The sequence below is a fragment of the Acinetobacter sp. UBA3132 genome, assembly GCF_002364825.1.
GTDB lineage: Bacteria > Pseudomonadota > Gammaproteobacteria > Pseudomonadales > Moraxellaceae > Acinetobacter > Acinetobacter schindleri.
Map to the genome: position 1 here is coordinate 1 of NZ_DEZM01000207.1, position 4087 is coordinate 4087.

The 4087-nt window shown below is 41.1% G+C and carries 3 protein-coding genes; 1 reads left to right on the forward strand and 2 read right to left on the reverse strand.

Annotation, left to right across the window (positions count from 1 at the left end; genetic code table 11):
• The first annotated feature begins 314 nt into the window (after positions 1-314).
• Positions 315-758 carry a universal stress protein gene (locus B4033_RS11465; RefSeq protein ID WP_286834124.1) on the forward strand — a complete coding sequence of 148 codons (444 nt, stop codon included), beginning with the start codon at positions 315-317 and terminating at the stop codon, positions 756-758.
• Positions 759-819: 61 nt separating this feature from the next.
• On the opposite strand, the gene B4033_RS11470 is transcribed toward B4033_RS11465, so the two are convergent.
• Positions 820-1029 carry a hypothetical protein gene (locus B4033_RS11470; protein WP_026056698.1) on the reverse strand — a complete coding sequence of 70 codons (210 nt, stop codon included), beginning with the start codon at positions 1027-1029 and terminating at the stop codon, positions 820-822.
• 200 nt (positions 1030-1229) lie between these two features.
• Positions 1230-3836, reverse strand: a complete 2607-nt coding sequence (pepN, locus tag B4033_RS11475; protein ID WP_286834125.1) for an aminopeptidase N — start codon at positions 3834-3836, stop codon at positions 1230-1232.
• Positions 3837-4087 lie beyond the last annotated feature (251 nt).

The window sequence follows — 4087 nt, forward strand, 5'->3', positions numbered from 1 at the left end:
AATCCTAATAATCCTTTTCCAGCTTTGACTATATGTGTATTCACCATATCTTGAATATTTCCACTAATAATTTTCCAAGTTTCAACGCTCTATATATTTTAACCCAATCAGCTTAATATGGATTGAGCAAACTTGCTTAAAATCCGGGTATTCCAGTCTGTTTTATCTGCCAATCAGTCTACAGTTTTTTGTGAATATATCACTGTAATTTAATGAATTTTCAGATTTTTTTATATTTTGCAATTGAACCCCCTCCGTCACTGTGCTATCAATAGTTTAAAGCAAGACAAAAACGAAACCGGAGTATAAATAAGATGGCCTATCAACATATTTTAGTCCCTGTGGACGGTTCAGAAATTTCCTTTTCAGCAGTACGTCATGCTGCAAAAATTGCGAAAGCTTTTGGTAGCAGACTGACACTCGTCAGTCTGATTGCAGAAAATCCTTTTACTGAGGCAGATTTCTACTATAGCTCTGCCATTATGAAAGAATATTTTGTTGAAGCCCATGCCAATGCCAAAAAAGCATTGAAACAAGCAAGCATCATTGCCCAAGAGGAAGGCGTGGAAGCCGAAACACATATTGTGACTGGTTTGGTGAATGCCGAGCATGTCGCAAATACTGCAGAAGAAACTGGTGCAGATTTGATTGTGATGGGTTCACATGGACGTAAAGGATTACAAAAACTGATTTTAGGCAGCGTGGCACAAAATGTACTCGGCTTGGCTGAAACTCCAATATTAATCGTTAAAGAATAAATGCCCTTCCTTGCTCATCAAAAAGCCTGTCTTAATGACAGGCTTTTTGATTTTCTAGAAACTAGCGAATTTTCTGGTTCAATTGGTTGAGGAACATTTCCGCTTCCAACTGGGAGCTGAACACTTTGATATATTCACCAGATTTCTGTACCGAATTTGGAGTGTATTCCAGATGAAGTTCGAATACTCCACGCGTACTGTCCTTGATGACTCGCACAGCAATAATGTGTTGAGTATTTAAATAAAATCCATCCTCAATTTTAAATAACATTTCAATTCGCCCAATTATCAGATCATCTTGATCTTTACATTGTGAGCGCCTGAAATTGGCGTCACACATACTTCGATATGTGTTGCTATAGTAAAGCAAAATTTAATACATACTTTCTTTAATAACATATTGAATAAATATTACTGATGCTCTAAATAAAAAAGCCGGATATTAAACCCGGCTTTTTCAACAAGGTTTAATTAAACACTGAGCATACTGTTCAAGGTTTCACAAACATTTTTAGATTTTACCAGGGGTTTCAGAGCTTCAAGTTGAGCTTTCACTTCACTACGTTGTGGTTCAGCCAGAGTATACCAACGAGAGAGAACTTGAAGCAGACGTGAACCGACAATCGGGTTTTTCTCATCCAGATATTTCGCCAAAGTAATATAGTGCTGTACACCAAAACCCCAGGTATTGACCGGATTTGCATTCAAACCCCCACTTACAGCACGAATACGGTTCGGCACAGCCAGATCATAATCAGGATGCTGTGTCAGATAAGCAATCATTTCAGCAGTTGCTTGAGGATGCGCTGCCTGAACCATAAACCATTGATCTAAAGATAAAGCTTCATCTTCAAAGCGGCTATAGAAGTCTGCTAGAACTTCTTGGGCTTGTGGTGCATCATTCCAGACCAGGACTTTAAGCGCTCCCAGACGTTCAGACATGTTCCCGGTATGATACTGCTCATAAGCCAAATCAAAAGCAGAGTCATCCCCTTGACGTGCGATCATGGTAAGCATGATATTTCTTAATGCACGGGTACCCATTGCCTGAGAGAAATCAGATTGCAGATCTGGATCAAGTGACAGGTAAATTTCTTTGGCAGTATCAGCAAAAGCACGTGCCAATTTATTCAGTAAGGCGTTACGTTTTTCCTGAATCTTGCTTGGACGATAGTCCACATCAATCCGGCTGCCAAGATAACCCTCAGTTGGCACATCAAACAGACGAGATGCCAATAACGGATCCTGTTCAATCACACCCGGCAAGGTATTCAACATCGCCTGCACATAAATGTCCGCAGGCTGATCATTCAGGAGAATACGCTCAAGTAAAGTCTGGGTCGCCTGCCAGCGATTAAAACCATTGGTTTCATACTGCAGCAAGAAGGCCAGCTCTTTATCCGAATAGTTAAATTCCAGATTGACTGGTGCCGAGAAGTTACGCAGTAATGACACCACTGGTTTTGCTTTTACCCCAGTAAATTCGATACGTGCCTGCTCCTGATCAAACAGGTATACCCCATCTTTGACACCATTTTCAAACAGTGCTGCTGAATTCAAGGTCAGCTGTTCACCACTCTCTGCATCAAACAGGGCCAATGCCACCGGAATCGGGACAGCTTGCAGATTTGGATATTTCGGATGTGCTTTCAGGCTTTGTTTAAAGTTCAGGCAATAGGTCTGTGCTTCTGCATCATATTCACCATGCACTTCCAGCTTTGGGGTACCTGGCTGGTTATACCAGATCAGGAAGCTGGACAGATCGACACCAGAACCTGCGCTTAATGCTGCAACCCAGTCTTCCACCGTCACTGCCTCACCATCATGTCGGCGGAAATATTCATCTGTACCCATACGGAATTTAGCTTTACCGAGCAAGGTCGCCATCATACGGTTAATTTCCGCGCCTTTTTCATACACTGTTGCAGTATAGAAGTTATTAATTTCTACAAAATGGTCTGGACGCGGTGGATGCGACAATGGACCTGAATCTTCAGGGAACTGATGCGCCTTAAGCACTGCAACATCATCAATACGCTGTACGGCTGCAGACTGCAGATCTTCAGAGAAAGACTGGTCACGGAAGACAGTCAAACCTTCTTTTAAACACAACTGGAACCAGTCACGGCAGGTAATACGGTTACCGGTCCAGTTATGGAAATATTCATGTGCGATCACTGACTGTACCCGCATGATTGCAGCATCAGTGGTAAATTCTTCATCTGCCAGTACACATGAAGTATTAAAGATATTCAGACCTTTATTTTCCATTGCGCCCATATTAAACGCGCTCGTGGCAACAATCATGTAATTATCAAGATCATAAGGACGACCATAGTGTTCTTCATCCCAACGCATAGAGTGCTTTAAGGCTTCCATGGCAATTTTACACTTTGGAATGTCTTTCTCTTCAGCATAAATTTCAAGTGCTACATCACGGCCTTCAGAAGTGGTATAGCGATCTTTCATCACAGCCAGATCACCGATCACACAAGCAAACAGGTAACTTGGTTTCTTGGTTGGATCTTGCCAGATTGCATAGTGACGGCCTTCCCCCGCTTCACCCGTTTCAATCAGGTTACCATTGGCAAGAAGTACCGGGAATTTCTTGTCTGCTTCAACACGTGTAGTAAAAACAGACAGGACATCCGGACGGTCCGGATAGAAGGTAATTTTACGGAAGCCTTCTGGTTCATTCTGAGTCACAAACAGATCCGAACTGGCTTGATACAGGCCTTCTAATTGGGTATTGGATTCAGGATGAATACGAACAACAGTTTCAATCGTAGCCTGATCCGGTGCATTGCCAATCACTAACTGTTCAGTATCAAGCTTGTACTCACTTTCAGAAAGTGGCTTACCATTAACATGAATTGATTGTAATTCCAGATCACGACCGAGTAAAACCAGCTCACCTTCAGTCTGACGCTGCATTACCAGTGTAGCGCTGACCAGCGTATGATCTGCATAAACCTGAATATTGAGCTCAACCGAGTCAACGATATAAGAAGGTTTTTGATAGTCTTTTAAATAAATGGTTTGATCTGCTTCGATCGCTGGATTAGCCGCAATATTCATATTAATGTCCTGATCTTTTTACACAGCTTATGTAAAGCAAAAAATGTTAATCATATTGATCATACGACAACTTATTCTGCCTGTCTGTGCATTTCATTGTGTTTTTATATATGGGACTAAACTGGAGTTATTTCAATTCAGGTATTTAAATTACTGAAAGTAATTGACTTATATTTAAACAATAAATAAAAATATGCCGTCTTAAGATATTACTAAAATAAATATGAAAAAAATTCTAATGTTTGCCGGCT

What these genes read in the sequence shown, in the direction of transcription:
- B4033_RS11465 (WP_286834124.1), top strand. Translation starts at nt 315, where the DNA reads ATGGCCTATCAACATATTTTAGTCCCTGTGGACGGTTCAGAAATTTCC.
- B4033_RS11470 (WP_026056698.1), bottom strand. Translation starts at nt 1,029, where the DNA reads ATGTTATTTAAAATTGAGGATGGATTTTATTTAAATACTCAACACATT.
- pepN (WP_286834125.1), bottom strand. Translation starts at nt 3,836, where the DNA reads ATGAATATTGCGGCTAATCCAGCGATCGAAGCAGATCAAACCATTTAT.